The organism is Cohnella kolymensis, assembly GCF_000829465.1.
GTDB lineage: Bacteria > Bacillota > Bacilli > Paenibacillales > Paenibacillaceae > Cohnella > Cohnella kolymensis.
Genome location: NZ_JXAL01000001.1, coordinates 640,434 through 656,517 on the forward strand (window position 1 = coordinate 640,434; position 16,084 = coordinate 656,517).

13 protein-coding genes and 2 pseudogenes are annotated in these 16,084 nt (G+C 51.0%); 2 read left to right on the forward strand and 13 right to left on the reverse strand.

Features of this window, described 5'->3' with window-relative positions:
- Positions 1–16 precede the first annotated feature (16 nt).
- The 8 genes and pseudogenes from SD71_RS03065 to ligD all read right to left on the reverse strand — a co-directional run bounded on the left by SD71_RS03065 (position 17) and on the right by ligD (position 8,492).
- Entirely contained in the window at positions 17–751 is a 735-nt protein-coding gene (locus SD71_RS03065; protein ID WP_326998685.1) for a BadF/BadG/BcrA/BcrD ATPase family protein, read from the reverse strand.
- Positions 752–938: 187 nt separating this feature from the next.
- Positions 939–2,498, reverse strand: a complete 1,560-nt coding sequence (gene nagZ / locus SD71_RS03070; protein ID WP_041059262.1) for a beta-N-acetylhexosaminidase — start codon at positions 2,496–2,498, stop codon at positions 939–941.
- A 15-nt stretch (positions 2,499–2,513) separates the two neighbouring features.
- Positions 2,514–3,652 (reverse strand): annotated as a pseudogene (locus SD71_RS03075) (exo-beta-N-acetylmuramidase NamZ family protein).
- A gap of 42 nt (positions 3,653–3,694) precedes the next feature.
- Positions 3,695–4,888 (reverse strand): anhydro-N-acetylmuramic acid kinase, encoded by a 1,194-nt coding sequence (locus SD71_RS03080; protein ID WP_041059264.1) that lies wholly within the window; start codon positions 4,886–4,888, stop codon positions 3,695–3,697.
- Positions 4,889–5,017: 129 nt separating this feature from the next.
- Positions 5,018–5,365: pseudogene (gene murQ / locus SD71_RS03085) on the reverse strand (N-acetylmuramic acid 6-phosphate etherase); the annotation flags it as partial.
- A gap of 79 nt (positions 5,366–5,444) precedes the next feature.
- On the reverse strand, positions 5,445–6,308 hold the full coding sequence (locus SD71_RS03090; protein WP_041059266.1) for a MurR/RpiR family transcriptional regulator: 864 nt from the start codon (positions 6,306–6,308) through the stop codon (positions 5,445–5,447).
- 142 nt (positions 6,309–6,450) lie between these two features.
- On the reverse strand, positions 6,451–7,488 hold the full coding sequence (locus SD71_RS03095; protein ID WP_041059268.1) for a GGDEF domain-containing protein: 1,038 nt from the start codon (positions 7,486–7,488) through the stop codon (positions 6,451–6,453).
- A gap of 74 nt (positions 7,489–7,562) precedes the next feature.
- On the reverse strand, positions 7,563–8,492 hold the full coding sequence (ligD, locus tag SD71_RS03100) for a non-homologous end-joining DNA ligase (RefSeq protein ID WP_235426966.1): 930 nt from the start codon (positions 8,490–8,492) through the stop codon (positions 7,563–7,565).
- Positions 8,493–8,582: 90 nt separating this feature from the next.
- On the opposite strand from ligD, the gene SD71_RS03105 reads away from it, so the two are divergent.
- On the forward strand, positions 8,583–9,530 hold the full coding sequence (locus SD71_RS03105) for an ATP-dependent DNA ligase (RefSeq protein WP_041059274.1): 948 nt from the start codon (positions 8,583–8,585) through the stop codon (positions 9,528–9,530).
- Between the two features lie 56 nt (positions 9,531–9,586).
- Here the strand turns inward: SD71_RS03105 and SD71_RS24640 are convergent, their stop codons facing one another.
- The gene (locus SD71_RS24640) at positions 9,587–10,300 is read right to left on the reverse strand and encodes a collagen-like triple helix repeat-containing protein (protein ID WP_041059277.1); all 714 of its coding nucleotides are present in this window, start codon (positions 10,298–10,300) and stop codon (positions 9,587–9,589) included.
- Between the two features lie 36 nt (positions 10,301–10,336).
- Here SD71_RS24640 and SD71_RS03115 point away from each other — a divergent pair, with 36 nt between their 5' ends.
- Positions 10,337–11,179 carry a hypothetical protein gene (locus tag SD71_RS03115; protein ID WP_041059280.1) on the forward strand — a complete coding sequence of 281 codons (843 nt, stop codon included), beginning with the start codon at positions 10,337–10,339 and terminating at the stop codon, positions 11,177–11,179.
- 70 nt (positions 11,180–11,249) lie between these two features.
- Here the strand turns inward: SD71_RS03115 and SD71_RS03120 are convergent, their stop codons facing one another.
- From SD71_RS03120 to SD71_RS03135, 4 genes are all read right to left on the reverse strand, one after another.
- Entirely contained in the window at positions 11,250–11,759 is a 510-nt protein-coding gene (locus tag SD71_RS03120) for a DUF1641 domain-containing protein (RefSeq protein WP_041059283.1), read from the reverse strand.
- Positions 11,734–14,715: a formate dehydrogenase subunit alpha gene (gene fdhF / locus SD71_RS03125; RefSeq protein WP_041059286.1), complete on the reverse strand. Its 2,982-nt coding sequence runs from the start codon at positions 14,713–14,715 to the stop codon at positions 11,734–11,736. Before fdhF ends, SD71_RS03120 begins: the two co-directional genes overlap by 26 nt.
- 300 nt (positions 14,716–15,015) lie before the next feature.
- Complete coding sequence (locus SD71_RS03130; RefSeq protein ID WP_152619315.1) at positions 15,016–15,450, reverse strand: Hsp20/alpha crystallin family protein; 435 nt, start codon at positions 15,448–15,450, stop codon at positions 15,016–15,018.
- Between the two features lie 94 nt (positions 15,451–15,544).
- Entirely contained in the window at positions 15,545–15,826 is a 282-nt protein-coding gene (locus SD71_RS03135) for a GNAT family N-acetyltransferase (RefSeq protein WP_041059294.1), read from the reverse strand.
- Positions 15,827–16,084 lie beyond the last annotated feature (258 nt).

The following is a 16,084-nucleotide window of genomic DNA, read 5'->3' on the forward strand; positions in this document are numbered from 1 at the left end:
GTATGTAATATTAACCTTATAAACGGTTCAACGCCATAATTACCGCGCCATAAGAAGCATCCCTCTTCGCAGTGATACATGTCAGCTGGGGATAGCTCTCTTTCAGCTTCTGCTCAAAAGCTTCCCGAACAAAAGCATTGCGCAGCAGAACACTGCCCGACATTGCAAGCACGCCTTCCTGCAGTGACAACTTTTCGACTACGGGAACCACCAGTTCGAACAAAGAGTGAGCACTTTTGGCCGCGATGATCAGAGCCGCTTTGTCCCCCATCGCACAGGCTTCAGACAAGATGGGAGCCAGCGCAGCAATGTCCTTTTTATTCGTCTGCTTGTCGTAGACAAAGCCTATAATCTGCTGAACCGATTCCACTTGAAGCTGCCGATACACCATTCCGGTAATTGCCGTTTCAGCGGAACGGCCATCGTGCGCCTTCACAACAGCTGTGAGCAAGTCCCGGCCGATACTGTATCCGCTGCCCTCATCATCAATCAGGTAGCCGAAACCGCCCGCGCGGTGAGATACACCGGATTGATTTTTACCGTAGCAAATGGACCCTGTACCTGCTATAAGAATAACGCCGAACTCATCTTCTTGCGCGCCGCAAAGAGCCGTTTCCTGATCGCCGACGATCAGCAAACCGCCCACGTATCCGAATTCCCTGACATTCGATGTCAGCCGATTGATGTTGCTCGGATTGCTAAGCCCCGCCGCGCTATACAGACCTGTGCGCAGTGCTCCAATCCGTCGCATGCCTCTCCTATGGCTGCAAAAATCTCTCGGAAACTGCCGCGGATGCTAGCCTCGTCCTGTCCATTATAGTTGATGGCACCGGACGTAAAGGTTCGCACGACAACACCATTCTCATCGGCAACCATAACCGCGGTTTTGGTGCCGCCGCCATCTAAACCGGCAACGTATCTCATCTGTCATCACATCCTTATTCCAACAAAGCAATACTAACTTTTCCCGCAGGCTGTGCGGCGCCGCTCAAAATTTGTATGACCGAATTCAGCGCCAATGGAGTGTACTCAAACGCGGCCAGTCCGCAGATATCCCCTTGCAGCGCCTCCAAGTCATAAGGTTTGCCGAGCGCTACGGCAGTGACCTGATGTCCATTGCCGTAAAGCCGGTTGACAAGCTCCAGCTGGCCGGAATTATCAAGCGCGTTAAACATCCCAACTACTACTCTTGAGTATCCCTCTGCCTTTTTCAATAACTCATCAATTTCTGCCTCTTCAGGATCAATGTTAATGATCAGATGTGCCGCAGCAAACGCCTCAGCCATCACCGCCGGAAAACAGAGTCGCGCATTCACCCTGCTGGATGCCTGATCGGCCCGGTAAGGATAGCTTCCAACGAAGATCGTATCCTTGTCGTTCTTCTCAATCGTTGCCAGCTTCCCGCGCACATGGCAAATGCTTTCCACGCTTATCGCCGTTGCTGCGCGTAGATGAACCGCACCTCCCACGACAGATAACTCCGTTTCCGCCAGAATGCCATATTTGTCCTTATAAAATAATACTTTTTCCACCGCATCGTCCAATAGGCTCATAGACAGTTCCCCGGACTGTACCGCCTGCTCGATGACTTCCACTGTCTCCTTGACCAGCGATGGGGTATGACTGACAAAAATCAGATGAACCCCGGCCTTTAGCGCACCTAGAGCCCCCTTTGCGGTGCCGTAATACTTCCTAACCGCCTCCATCTCCAGACAATCCGAGATGACCAGTCCCTTATAGCCCAACTTTTCTTTTAACAACTCAGTGATGATCGTTCTGGACATTGTTGCGGGAACTCGTTCTGCATCAATCAACGGAAACAGAATATGAGCAGTGGTGATCGCTTCCGCTCCGCTCTCAATAGCAGCGATAAAAGGCTTCAGCTCAAGTTCCATCAACTGTTCGATCGATTTCTCAATGACCGGCAGCCCTAAATGAGAGTCTACGGCTGTGTCGCCATGACCGGGAAAATGCTTGATAGACGCCAGAACGCCTCCATCCTGCAATCCCCGCATCATTTGCAGCCCGTATTCTTCGACGGTTTCTGCGGTGTCTCCGTAAGAGCGCACATTGATAACCGGATTTTCTTTGTTATTGTTAATGTCCAGCACGGGGGCGAGATTGAAATTAATCCCGAGCGCGCACAGCTCGCGAGCCGTGATGCGGCCGGCTGCATAAGCGTTCTCCGAACGGCCGGTGGAAGCAATAGCCATAGCCCCAGGCACATTCGTTGCATCCGCAGGCAAGCGAGTCACCCTGCCTCCCTCCTGGTCAATAGAGATAAGCGCCGGATGTCCCGTTTGATCCGTAATCAACCGCTGTAAATCCGCACACAAGGCTCTCAGCTGGGCGGCATTCTCCACGTTGTGGCTGAATAAAATGATGTTTCCGATTTTGTAATCCCGGGCCAAGCTTCTAAGATCATCGGTAATGTGAGGCGCCGGAAATCCTGTAACGATTAACTGACCGATTTTTTCTCTCAACGACAGATTCTCCATACCTCATCGACTCCATTAATAAAGGTGGTACTGCTGTTTGAGCTTTGCAAACTCCCGGCTTTCCTCACGAAATTGTTCCAACACTCCAGCAAGATCCGCCGAATCATCCCGGAACAAACTGTCACCGCATAACAAATCGATAAAAGGCCTGGAATTCTCCTTCACCGGCGGCAGGAAAGCAAACTCTTCATGGTTTTGCTTAATTGTATACAGCAGAGTCACACCGGTGTCCACCGCTCGAACGGCCCGGGTATCCGTAATATGGACTTGCACGCCGCGGCACAGCTCTCCCTGGAATTTGGAAGCTGCAGGCTTAAAATAGACCGGCCGAAAAAACACCCCTGGCAGCTTCTTACCGTTCATCTCATCCGCCAGCCGCCCAGCATCGATAAACGGTGCCCCGATAATTTCAAAAGGACATGAGGTGCCTCTTCCTTCCGATACATTCGTGCCTTCAATTAAGCAGGTGCCGGAGTATAGCAACGCCGTTTCAAACCGCGGTATGCCGAGAGACGGCTGCACCCAGAAGCGGCCGAGATCCGGGAACTGCATGTTCCGCTCCCAGCCTTCGCAGTGAACCACATGGAGCGTGCAATTCCAGTTCATCTGGCTGTTGGCCATCGAAGCCACTTCGCCGGCAGTCAACCCATACCGCATACAAAGAGGATAATTGCCGACAAAAGATTGATAGCCCTCTTTTAAAATATTGCCTTCTACCGTCAGCCCATCCAGAGGATTGATCCGGTCGAGAACGACGAATTCTTTGCCCGCCTTAGCGCAGTCTTCCAAAGCATAGAGCATCGTGTAGATAAAAGTGTAATACCTGACTCCCACATCCTGAATATCGTAGACAATGATGTCTACCTGATCCAACATTTCCTGACTGAGACGCTTGGATCTTTACGATACAAGCTATATACCGGCACTCCCGTATAGGGATCCAGATAGGAGTCCACCAGAGCGCCGGCCTCTTGATCGCCTCGTACTCCGTGCTCCGGCGAGAACAATGCGGCCAGGTTGAAATTCTCATGCAGAATCTGAATTGTGGATACGTAATCCCGGTTCAATCCCGTAGGCGCCGTAATGAGTCCCAACCGTTTGCCTTTGAACAAATGTGCGTATCGCTCGATGTTGTCGATGCCGTTCCGGACCATTGCCGCCGCCTCCCAAAACGAGGATGATATAAAAATCGGGATCTAGTAAGAGATTTTCCCCATAATCACAGGACGCTGAGCTCCCGTCGCAGAAGGAAGGTTGTTCGGCAGCTTGTTTATCGTATAATCGGCAAGCAATGCGAAAGCAATAGCTTCTTTAGCGTCGCTGTTGTGCCCGACCTCTTCCTGGGTGCGCACTTGTACGTCCATAGGAGCCATCTGTTGCTTGAGGAATTGCATCAGCACCGGATTATAGCTTCCTCCACCGCCTACTATCATCAGTTGTGACGGATCGCGGTGCCGAATAAAGCGGCGATAAGCGTCTCCGATGGACCAAGCGGTAAGCATGGTGACGGTTGCGACCAGATCCTCCGCAGAGATACCGTGTTCATGCTTGTAACTAAGAAGCCTATCGATATATGAGGAGCCGAAGAGCTCCCGGCCGGTAGATTTCGGCAAAGGCAGCCCGTAATATGCCTCTTGCTGCAGCAATTGAAGAAGGTCGGCATTAACACTGCCTTTCTGCGCAATGGCGCCTCCCGTATCCATCGTTTTCTCGCCGGGGTAGAGACGCGAGACCAGCCCATCGATCAAAACGTTGCCCGGACCGGTGTCAAAAGCATACACCTGCTCCGGCGTGCAGCCTGCAGGAATGACGGTCACATTGCCGATTCCGCCGATATTCTGCAACAGCAGCGTATGCTCCGCCTCCCTGTACAACAGGTATTCCGTAAACGGAACGAGCGGCGCACCCTGTCCGCCGACAGCCATGTCGGCGACACGGAAGTCGGATACGCACGTAACCCCCGTTCTGGCAGCGATCACGGCGCCTTCTCCGATCTGCACTGTATAATGCAGATCATAACCGTCGGTATGTTGAATCTCCGGCGAATGATAAATCGTTTGTCCATGAGAGCCGATGACCGCTATATTGCGGCGATCAAGCCCAGCCTTCGCGATTACGGACAAAGCTGCCTCAGCATACAGCTCGCCCAGCCACACGTTCATCCGGCCGACTCTATCTACTGTTGCTGTCTTCGGGTCAAACAGTGAAAAGATTTCTTCCCTAACCTTGGCGGGATAGGGTGTATTCTCGAATGCGATCAGTCTGACATGAGGCGGCTGGCCAGAGACACCGTTAAATTCGACGAGCGCGGCATCGATGCCGTCCACCGAGGTTCCGGACATTAAGCCCACGGCATAACGGCGATTATATACATTAGCGCCGGCCATCATCGGTGAGAAATAAGTCGTGTTCGCAAACCGGAAATTTGCCGGGCCGAAAGGTCTGCCGCTGCCGTTAATACAATCGATCTTCTTTTCATATTAGAATATTCCTCCCCAAAGGAAATCGTATAATCTTGCCTCGAATCCTTCAACCGCCAATCTTAAAGCCAAATCGCCTCCGGCAATATGACCTTGCACCAGCGTAGGGTCAACACCGAAAGTGGGCGGGCATTCCGATGCGTCAAGCACACCGATTCTGCCTGAGGTCCCAGCCCCTATGTAGAACATCCTGCCGCCTTTTTTGAGAACATGGTGCAAGACTTCAACCGCTTTCACAATTTGCGGAATTTCCGCGGCAACCGCTTCCGGAACCTTGGCATCCTCCTGATTGAGAAGTCTCAGCATCTGCTCAGTGGAACTTTCATCGATCATCTGAGTGTCCTGGTTAATCTCCTCCGTCGTCAATCCCGCAAGGTATTCATTCATCGTCATTCTCCTACCCTGTTTTTTAATACTTATTTCCGGTAAAAAAAGAGACCGTCCGTTATTGGACGATGTCTTTTTTTTACTTTCGATGCTTGCTTGCTAAAATATTGTGCGTTTTGGACAAGTACTTCTTCACATTCTGGTATTCCGCACTGGCTACCCCTGCAAAAAGAATATCGATGACGGTGAGCATGGCGATTCGCGATCCCATGGCACCGCTTCGAATGGTAACCTCCGGTGTTGAAATACTTAACAGGATGTCGGATTTGTCCGCTAACGGGCTCTTATTATATTTGGTAATCGCAATAATCGATGCGCCGTTCTTTTTGGCAATTTCCAGCGTTTCGAGAATTTCCACCGTATCCCCGGAATTGGAAATAAAGATCGCGACATCGCCTTTGCCTAACAGCGTTGCGGCTGTCAGTTGAATGTGGCCGTCCGTATAGGCATGGCACATCTTATTAATCCGCGAAAATTTCTGCTCGGCATCTTTACACACCAGACCGGAAGCGCCGATTCCGAAAAAGACGATTCGATTGCTGGCGCGGAGAGCTTTGACGGCACGCGCCACTTCTTTCCGATCGATGACACTCAGCGTGTCTTCAATGGATTTACTGTTGTTGCGGGCAATATTGGAAATGATGACGGACAGGTCATCTCCGGGTTGAATATCGGTGTACTGATCCTTGTGCTCCTCATCCATGGAACCGAGAGAAGCCGAAATGCTCACGATAAAACTGCGGTAACCGTTATAGCCCAGCGTTTTACAGAATCGAAGCACGGATGCATCGCTGGTTTTGCTCAGTTGCGCGAGATTTTTGATCGAGAGATGGGGGATTTCCTCCATATTAGCCAGAATATATTCCGCGACCATTCTCTCGACGGGCGTCAAGCTGTCCTTCATATCCCGGATCTTGATCAAAATATTATCATTAATCGCCATTTGTGTTCCCTACTCATCGTATCGGACTGAAAATCAACTCTATATTAAGCCCAGTTTTCCTAAAACACAATGGCTATTTGAAATTTAATTTCGGAACTAATTTGTCATAATGAAAATTATTTACAATCCGATCGCATTTGCTTTAGGAAGCGGCGGACCCGTTAAACTTCGTTTCCGTGCGGTTTTTACCCAGCCTCTTCGCCTGATATAACAGCTTGTCCGCTTGCCGGAACCAGCTCTCCTTATCCATGCCCGGCTCCAAGCCGGTCAGTCCGATGCTTACGGTAACCGTACGGCCCTTCAGCTCCGGATGCTCGGATGCCGAAATCGCGGTACGGATTTCTTCACAGAGCATGTACGCCTCCCGCTCCGTCCGACCGGTCAGCAGCAAAGCAAATTCCTCGCCGCCATATCGGGCGGCAATATCCTCGCCTCCCATGTAACTGCTCAATATGTCCGCGGCGCCGCGAAGAACCATGTCCCCGGCCCGATGTCCGTAGACATCGTTGATACATTTAAAATCGTCGAAATCCATAACAGCCAGCATGACAGGCTCTTTGCGTCTTCGGCCGCGCTCATACCATTGCTGCAGGTGGTCATGGAATGTCATGTGATTGGACAGACCGGTCAGCGCGTCATGCTTCAGGTTTTGCAGAATATCTACTCCGCGGTCCATAATCTGCGCAGCGATATAGGGTCCGGCGACACCGACAACGAGAATGGTCGTGAATAGCTCCATTGCCGTCGTTTCTAAACGAAGCTCAGGCTGGATCAGATACATGATGATCAGGGAAGCTAGATTCATGAAGCTTACCTTGTATACATAGCTTTTTTTGAAATAGAACACGGAGACGAGCAGCGGCAGAAAATACACGCCGAGAATGCTGTCGATATCCGCATGGGCATACACGATAACTCCGGTCAACAGAATACCGGTGAGAATGGTTATCTCCGGGCTGCTTGAATTGATTTTACGATAGAAAAACTCGGACACACCCATAAGAGCTAACAAGACGCTGAGAGGAGCCAATAGAGAATAGATAATGAACTGCTGATAGCTACTTTCCGATAGAAACAGATTGCCGATTTCCCCAACGGTTGTCACTAAAATACAAAACCAGTACATGTTCAGCAACTTGCGGTTCCAACGCGCTACACCGATGTCCTCTAATCTCTCCATTAGCCCACCACCCTAGCGAGTCTTGAAGCTGTGTTTAGTAAATTCTACACGTATTTCCAGATTCCTTCTAGGTCTTATATCCTATTAACGGATGATGTCGGATTTTTTTGTATGAAGTCGAGAACCTTGTCTAACTGCTGATTTAATCGCACTTCTTCACTGGAAACGAAGCGGAAAAGGTCACCTACCCTCCCGATTCGGTCTGTCATGTTCGCGATGGTGAAATCGGCCGGCACAAAACCCCTCGCCGCCTCTTCCCAGGTAACCGGAGCCGATACCGTAGCTTGAGGCTTCGCTCGAACGGAGTAAGGCGCAGCCATCGTTCGACCTCGCCATAGCTGCAAGTAGTCGAAATACAGCTTGCTGCCCCGGCGCTCCACCACCCGCTCCAGCGTGATTATATCCGGCAGCTGCTGAAGCATGTATTTCGCAATGAATTCATTGATTTGCCGCGCTTGTTCAAACGTATATTTAGGCTCTACCGGCACAAAGATTTGGAGCCCCGTCGCTCCCGAGGTTTTCGGAAAGCTGTGCAGCGATAAGGAAGAGAGCACCTCGTGCAGCTTCAGCGCCACCTGCAAAACAACGCCGAAATCCATATCCTCTGCCGGATCGAGATCAAACACAAGCTCAGTCGGATATTCTTTGCGGTAATGTTTGTCGAAAGGAACGTGCAGCTCGCATCCTCGGCGATTGGCCACCCAGACGAGAGCAGCCCGGTCATTCAACAGTATCCGTTCTTTCCCGCCGTAGATAACGCGAGGCAGCCATTCCGGCGCCGTGCCGTGTATGGACCTTTCCTCGACTCGCCGGCCTGTTATGCCCTCAGGGTATCGCCATATCATGAGCATGCGATCCGTGGTGTAAGGCAGCATGAACGGAGCGATTTCCATCAAGTATTGGATATATTGAAACTTGGTCACACCCGCATCAGGCCACAGGATACGTTCGGGGTGGGAGATCGAAATCTCCTTATTCTCAATGGTAACGACTGTGTTCGTCAATGAAATGCTCCTCATGTGAGAAAAATGAATTATTATTTTGCTTACAACTGCCCAAAATATGTATTAAACGAGTTTTGTAAGGGGATCAACATGGAGCTTATTTTTCCGTTCGAGCCGGTCATCAGCGATGAAATACCGCAAGAAGACTTTTGGAGATATGAAATCAAGTGGGACGGCACCCGCATTCTAACCTATCACGATCAAGAGGGAACAAAGCTTTTTAACCGCAAGCAAAATGAACGCACCTGCCACTATCCGGAGCTGCTGCAAGTTGGCTCTTACTGTGATGCGGATTCCGTCATTCTAGACGGTGAAGTGATTGCCCTCGCCGAGAACGGCAAGCCTTCGTTTCATGAAGTCATGCGGCGCGATCTCATCCAGAGGCTGGAGAGAGTCAGTGAAGTCCGGCGTCTCGTGCGTATTACTTACATGATTTTCGATATCGTCTATTACAACGGGGAATGGGTCAACGGCCGCCCTTTGTCAGACAGGATAGAGCTTTTGCATAAGATCATCTCTCCTAACGAGAATGTTCAGTTGGTGGCCTCGCACGATAACGGTGACACCCTATTTCAAGTAGTGCAGCAGCAAGGGATGGAGGGCATTGTCTGTAAAGATCTGCGCAGTTCCTACTCCTTAGGCGGAAAAGATGACAGGTGGAAAAAGGTTAAAAACTACGGCGACGTTATAGCGGTGGTCGGAGGATTTACACTCAGTGGCGGGTTTGTTAATGCCGTCCTGCTCGGCCAGTACGACAACGAAGGCAAGCTTTGGTATATCGGCCATACGGGCACCGGCAAGTTAACCAAAGCCGAATGGCGGGAGCTGACACAGCTGCTTGAACCTTTAAAAGTTGAAAAACACCCTTTCGCGAGAAAACCCGAACGCCACAGGGACGCTTTCTGGGTGAAACCGGTAGTCACTGCCAAAGTCCAATACAGCGAATGGAGATGGCAGGAGGGCCGTGCGCTGAGGCAGCCGTCGATTCAATCTTTCGTGAACATCCCTCCTGAAGAGTGCAAACTTCCCTGGGTTTAAATGTCCGTAGAAATAAAGAGCACTCATTCCAAATCGGAATGAGTGCCTCTGACAGGTTAAGATAACACTTTTGTAAAAGAATAGGTCCTGCCCTCATGATTGATGAAGATCGTTTCTTCTGATCCCGGCTCTTCCGTGCGCCGTATATCCAGATCCTGATACGGTCTGAATGTTCCGTCGCTCATTATAAGGTTCACTCTGATTATATAGTGATAAATTGTGGGTTTTCCAATTATGAATAGCTCTTCATAGTCTACAACCGTGAGACGAATGTCCGCAACGGTCGGATTGGGACTCAGTCTCTGTACCGTGACGGTCAGCGGGTAATAGCCTCCGTTATAAGTTGCGTTGAATGAGTGCTGCTTTGAAGTTTCCTGATAGGCAAACGATACGCTCTGGCGTTGGCCGTAGGGCACTGTCGTACCGTCGCTCAAGTTAAGCTGGACATCGTAGGTAACATTGTATCTGCCGTCGATCCATACTTGATTGACCGGTGTGAACTCCGCTCCGGTTACGATAACCAGGCCCGGCGCGTTTTCCAATTCTCTGACGCGGGTATCCAGAGCGGCGATCTGTGCGTTCTGATTTTCTATCAGCGCCTGCAGCTGTGATAACTGCGCTTCCAATGCCTCAGTTGAACCCGCCGGACCTTGCGGACCTTGCGGGCCAGGGTCGCCTTTCTCCCCTTGATCTCCCTTATCACCTTTCGGTCCTTGCGGACCGGTGTCGCCCTTGTGCCGGCGGTCGAATCGCTTTATATTCGTTATCATCAATCCGCTTCTCCGTCGGAAGCAAAAGAGACTCATATGGCACAGCTGATCCGGCAAATTTGGAAGGTTGATCCTTCTTCCTTCATCACAATCTGGAAACATGATCAGTTAATCGCATCGGTCGGTAAAATCCCTTTACACGATACAATGCTTCACGTGTTGGCCTGCGAACCTTTATTGCAGCCTTTCGTCAGCGCATGGAAGCCTGTCCCGATGGCGTTTTTGCTCTCGTTTATCGGGATTGATCCCGAACTGGAAGACAAAACACGCGCATATATCATCCATACCTTGATCAACCATTTTTCCCCGTCGGAGTGGATCCTCGACTTCACCTGCTTAAGAGAATGGTTTCCCGTCTTTGAGCTGTGCGGATTCGAACGCGCGCCTTGGGCCGATGCGACGACATCCTTGGGGACGGAATACAGAGCTTTCGTGCTGGACCTCACAAAGGAAGATTTTCTTACCAAATTGGATAGATCGCTGACAAAGGGCCAGGCGGAACAGACCGTGGATCAGAACCAATCGTGCTCGAACCTTCAAGAGTTAAAGAAAGTGCTCAACCATTGGAACGAGCTTCCCCGGGATCCTGCATGGTCCGAGGCATACACCCGGCTATTCCCGAATAGGAGGACACTAGCAGGTTCTAGTGAGTGGACCGGCCAGGACGTTCGGGAAGACGTTTCCGGAGCCATACAGAACCTGATGCAAGGAGAAGAGAGGGAAGCGATCCTCGGAAAATTGTTAATGTACACTTATATACAAGGGATAAGACCGCATGACCGGGTGGCGGAGAGGCTGGGCTTGTCGGCGGCTTCTTATTACAGGCATTTGAATAAGGCATTAGAACTGCTTTGCCGGTGTTTATCCCATGCTAATTAGATCGGCAATGCAGCTTCAAAAGCAGAAATGGCGGCCCGCACACGGGTCGCCATTTTTCCTTTTAACTTAGTCAATGCCTGACAGCGCCTTTATCCGCATCCGTATCGTGCTCGCTCAGTCCCGCACCCATTCCCTGCAAGAAATGAAGCGCTGTGCTCACCGATGCTTTGACGTCGGGATCCCGCAGCATGCCAAGCAAGCCGAACATGCTCTTATGTTCCTTGTCCGGCTGGCCGGCTTGCTCAATCCCTTTGGACAGGCTATCCATCAGCATTTGTGTTTTCTTAGGATCGAGGCGGCCCAAGAATTGGACTCCGATAATCAGGTTCTTGAGAATAATGGGGATGTTAGCCACTTTAATGAATTCAAATCCGACCGCTCCCAGCTGGGCTCTATTCTTCATAACTCCTTGGGCGATATCCAGCACGCCGGATTTATGCAGCTCGCCTAGAATATCGAGAAACTGCGTAATCGCCTCGCGGTTGTCGGACATTACCTTCAGAATCTCACCCATCGACTCCGTCTGCTTCTCCGACTTAGTCTGTGTTTTCTTCTCAATTAAGCGAATGGCTCTGGCCATGCTCTTCCCCCTCCTTCCGGATGGTGTCCATGACCGGCTCGAAATCGGGCCGTTTCCATTTGTCCTCTACCCGTACACCGATTTGCGGATTCCGCGTGGCAAACCGGTGATTTACACGCGGCAGCGGCTTCTCGCCGTCCTTCTCCAGCACTTCCATGCGTACGTTCATTTCCTTATAGTTCGGAGTATGAGTGACGATATCGAACAGACTGCTGGTGAGCCGGTTAATCGCTTCCTCCGGATCCGGCGTATTCATCGGCAGGTACAATTCTTTGCCTTTGACACGGTCGGTGACCAGCACCCGAACCTTGACTTGTCCGAAGGGCGACACCAGGCGGACAAGCGATCCGTCTTTCACGCCTCTTTCCGCAGCCAGCTCTTCCGATACCTCCAACCATGTGCCGGGCACTTTATGACGGATGCCTTCCGACTTATACGTCAGGTTGCCTTCGTGGAAATGCTCCAGCAGACGTCCGTTATTGATGTGCAAGTCATATTGCTCTTCCGGCTTGTACGGCGGCGTCCATTTGACCGGGAATAAATTCGCTTTGCCGTCCGGGAAGTGGAAACGGTCCGTATACAGAATCGGTGTGCCTGCACCATCCGGCCCTACCGGCCACACTTGGCTTTTCCAACCTTCGAGCCGCTCATAGGATACACCCGAGAACAGCGGCGCAAGGCTTGCAGCTTCAGCCATAATCTCGGAGGGGTGAGTATAGTTCCATCCTGCGCCAAAACGGTTCGCGACTTCCTGGATGATCACCCAATCCGGCTTGGATTCGCCAAGCGGCTCGAACACTTGGTAGAACCGTTGAATCCGCTTCTCCGTATTGGTGAACGTGCCTTCTTTTTCAAGACTTGGCGACGCCGGGAGAACTACATCCGCATACTGTGCAGTACGGGAGAAGAACACATCCTGCACTACGAAAAATTCCAGCTTTTCGAACATCTCTTCGACGAAATTCGAATTGGCGTCTACAAGCGCCATGTCCTCGCCGTACAGGTACAGGGCTTTGAGATCGCCGTTCTGTATGCCGTCCACCATCTGGTGGTTGTCATAGCCGGCTTGCTCCGAAAGTTTCACACCCCAAGCCTTTTCATATCGCGTTCTCACTAACGGATCACTTATTTTTTCGTAGCCCGGCATGTAGCTAGGCATCGTTCCGAAGTCGCACGCACCTTGCACGTTGTTATGTCCGCGAAGCGGATAAGCGCCGGTGCCCGGACGCCCGAAGTTACCCGTAATCAGCAGCAGGTTGCAGATCGCGGTGCTGGTATCGGTCGCACCCATATGCTGAGTGACCCCCATCGCCCAGAGGATACAAGTGGATCGGGATTCATGAACCATTTCGGCGACACCGATGATCTGCTGTTTGCTGAGCCCGGTCACCTGTTCCGCATAATCAAGCGTAAAGATATCCAGGGATTTCACATACTCCTCGTACCCGTTGACGCGCTTGTCGAGAAAATGCTTCGCCGCCCATCCTTGATCGATGATGTATTTGGTTACCGCGGAAATCCAAACCAGATCACTCCCTGGCTTAGGATGCAGATGAACATCGGCACGCTCCGCCATCTCGTTCTTCCGAAGATCCGCGACAACGAGTTTCTGACCGGTCAGCTTATGTGAACGCTTGACCCGCGTTGCCAGCACCGGGTGGGACTCCGCCGGGTTGGCGCCGACGATGATCACCAGCTCGGACATTTGGATGTCGACCATCGTTCCGCTATCTCCTCCCATCCCGACCGTGCGCATCAAACCTGAGGTAGCGGGGGATTGGCAGTAACGGGAGCAGTTGTCGACGTTGTTGGATCCCATGACGGCTCTCGCAAACTTTTGAAAAATGTAATTTTCCTCGTTGCTGCATTTAGAAGAGGAAATATAACCGATCGAATGGGGGCCGTGGGTCTCTTTGACATTTCCTAATTTACTCTGGATCAGATCGAGCGCTTCTTCCCAAGTTGATTCAACGAACCGGTCGCCTTTACGGATCAATGGTTTCGTGAGCCGCTCTTCGCTGTTTACGAAATCCCACCCCCACTTGCCTTTTACGCAGGTGGACACTCCGTTTACGGGCGCATCGACGCTAGGTTCTATTTTCAAAATTTCGCGCCCTTTGGTCCACACTTCAAAGCTGCAGCCGACACCGCAGAACGTACAGACCGTCTTCGTCCGCTTGATTCGCGATTCCCGCATCGCAGCCTCCATTTCGGAAACCATGAAGATTTCCCGGTAACCCGGCTCAATCTCCTTGGTCAAATCGATCATCGGCTCAAGAATGTTCGCACCGATGCCGGTCAAGTAACCCGCTTCTCCGAGCATCGATTTTTCCATGAGCGCATTACAAGGGCAGACAGTCACACAATGCCCGCAGGAAACGCAGGAAGATTGGTCGGCCGGTACGTCAGTGTCCCAAATGACACGGGGAGCCTCACGGCTCCAGTCAATGGAGAGCGTTTCATTCACCTGCAGATCCTGGCAGGCTTCCACACACCGCCCGCACAGGATACATTGGTTAGGATCGTATCTGTAAAAGGGATGAGAAAAGTCAACTTCGTATGGCTTTTTGCGGAACTCGTATTTCTGATGGGCCATCTCAAGGCGTTCCGTTGTATTATGAACGATGCAATTGCCGTTGTTGTTATCGCATACCGTACAGTAGAGCTCATGATTTTTAAGGATCCGCGACATCGCTTCCATCTGTGCTTCCTTTACCAACTGCGATTCGGTGGATACCCGCATACCCGGTTCAAGCGGTGTACTGCAAGCCCGTACAAGCTCGCCGTCCACTTCCACCATACAGGTGTCGCAGGTGCGGATGGGTCCCAGCTGCGGCTGATAGCAGATGCTCGGGATGAATTCCCCCTGCTCCGTCACCGCTTGAAGAATCATCTGGCCAGCCTCGCCGGTTACCTCTTGTCCATTGATCTCGACGGTTACGCGTTCAACTATCATTTCATTTACCACCTCTTGATGCAGGATAGTTCAGACAGTAAAGATTAACCGAACATAGGGTAAACAGAAACGCCGCCTCCCTGTGTGGAGACGGCGCAGTGGGAGTGCATCGCAAGCGTGCACTTTGAGTTACAGTGTCAACTGGGCTCATTTAAACCGCTGGCAGCGGCTTATTTGGTCATTGAGCACAGGTTGAGCTCATTTAAACCGCTGGCAGCGGCTTATTTGGCCATTGAGCGCAGATTCTGCTCATTTAAACCGCTCGCAGCGGCTTATTTGACCTTTAAGCACAGGTTCAGCTCATCTCTTGCTTTTATTAGAAAACTCCAACGATCGCCATCCATCTTGATCAAATCCCCGCTGCTTTTCGAGAACGATTGTAACGCGTCCGTCCGAGTAATGAACCGAGCTGGGGTTGCGATGTACGGGCGCAGGCAGTGGAATGACTGTAGTAAATTGTTCGCTCATCCGCTGGCTAAATCTGTTTCCCCGATCACCGGTTACCGATTCCTGAACATCCAGCTGCCCGCGAAGGTGCAATTGTCGGTCCTCAACGCGGAACAACCATTGGTGCCTGTTTCTGTCCAGTCCAGGCGCATCAATAATCACTTTCAGCTTATTCCCCTGCTCTTGTACGTCTGTTTTGGGATACTGCCTCCAAAGTTCATTGAACTGCCTGAACAGTTGATCCCCCGACTGAAGCAAATGCTTGATCTGCTCAAGCATGTCAGACATCCTGAACACCTCGCACCGTAGCTTTGTTTATTAACAAATTACGTCTGCGTGCGCCTATCGGTGTGGGCTGATGCGTAGTCGAACGGCCCTAAGCCTATTGATCCCGCTTCCAAACATCTTGGTATTCGTTATGTCTTTTGAATTGCGCGTGAGCGTAAGAACAAGAAGGTACAACCATCTTATTCGCTTCCCTGGCATGTTCGACCACCCGCCTCACCAAATCCTCGGCTAATTTCTGTCCTCGCATGGCGGGTGAGACATATGTATGATCGATGACGATCATGTCTTTGGCAGCCGGCTTGTACGTGATCTCAGCTACCATTTCGCCATTGTCCTTCACTACAAAGCTATTCCCTTCCTTTACCGTTTCTCTCATTCCAGTCATCCCCCCGTTAATTGTTATTGCCGGAAATAATAAATAGTCCCCGTTTATTTACGCCATAAACGGAGACTATTTCTTACGCCTGCTATTCATTTATGAACTTCCCTATCCTTTCATCCGACATGCGCCACATGTCTTAAATACTTTACATTCATAGTGACATGTTCGGCATGTCCAACCGTCTCACTTGCCTGAGTTCCCACATGCCCACAGCTTACAAGAAAAAGTTGTCACCGACTTTTTCCTCCTGAT

Coding starts and splice junctions, on each gene's coding strand:
- SD71_RS03065 (WP_326998685.1), bottom strand. CDS start 751: ATGCGACGGATTGGAGCACTGCGCACAGGTCTGTATAGCGCGGCGGGG.
- nagZ (WP_041059262.1), bottom strand. CDS start 2,498: ATGGAGAATCTGTCGTTGAGAGAAAAAATCGGTCAGTTAATCGTTACA.
- SD71_RS03080 (WP_041059264.1), bottom strand. CDS start 4,888: ATGATGGCCGGCGCTAATGTATATAATCGCCGTTATGCCGTGGGCTTA.
- SD71_RS03090 (WP_041059266.1), bottom strand. CDS start 6,308: ATGGCGATTAATGATAATATTTTGATCAAGATCCGGGATATGAAGGAC.
- SD71_RS03095 (WP_041059268.1), bottom strand. CDS start 7,488: ATGGAGAGATTAGAGGACATCGGTGTAGCGCGTTGGAACCGCAAGTTG.
- SD71_RS03105 (WP_041059274.1), top strand. CDS start 8,583: ATGGAGCTTATTTTTCCGTTCGAGCCGGTCATCAGCGATGAAATACCG.
- SD71_RS24640 (WP_041059277.1), bottom strand. CDS start 10,300: ATGATAACGAATATAAAGCGATTCGACCGCCGGCACAAGGGCGACACC.
- SD71_RS03115 (WP_041059280.1), top strand. CDS start 10,337: ATGGCACAGCTGATCCGGCAAATTTGGAAGGTTGATCCTTCTTCCTTC.
- SD71_RS03120 (WP_041059283.1), bottom strand. CDS start 11,759: ATGGCCAGAGCCATTCGCTTAATTGAGAAGAAAACACAGACTAAGTCG.
- fdhF (WP_041059286.1), bottom strand. CDS start 14,715: ATGATAGTTGAACGCGTAACCGTCGAGATCAATGGACAAGAGGTAACC.
- SD71_RS03130 (WP_152619315.1), bottom strand. CDS start 15,450: ATGTCTGACATGCTTGAGCAGATCAAGCATTTGCTTCAGTCGGGGGAT.
- SD71_RS03135 (WP_041059294.1), bottom strand. CDS start 15,826: ATGAGAGAAACGGTAAAGGAAGGGAATAGCTTTGTAGTGAAGGACAAT.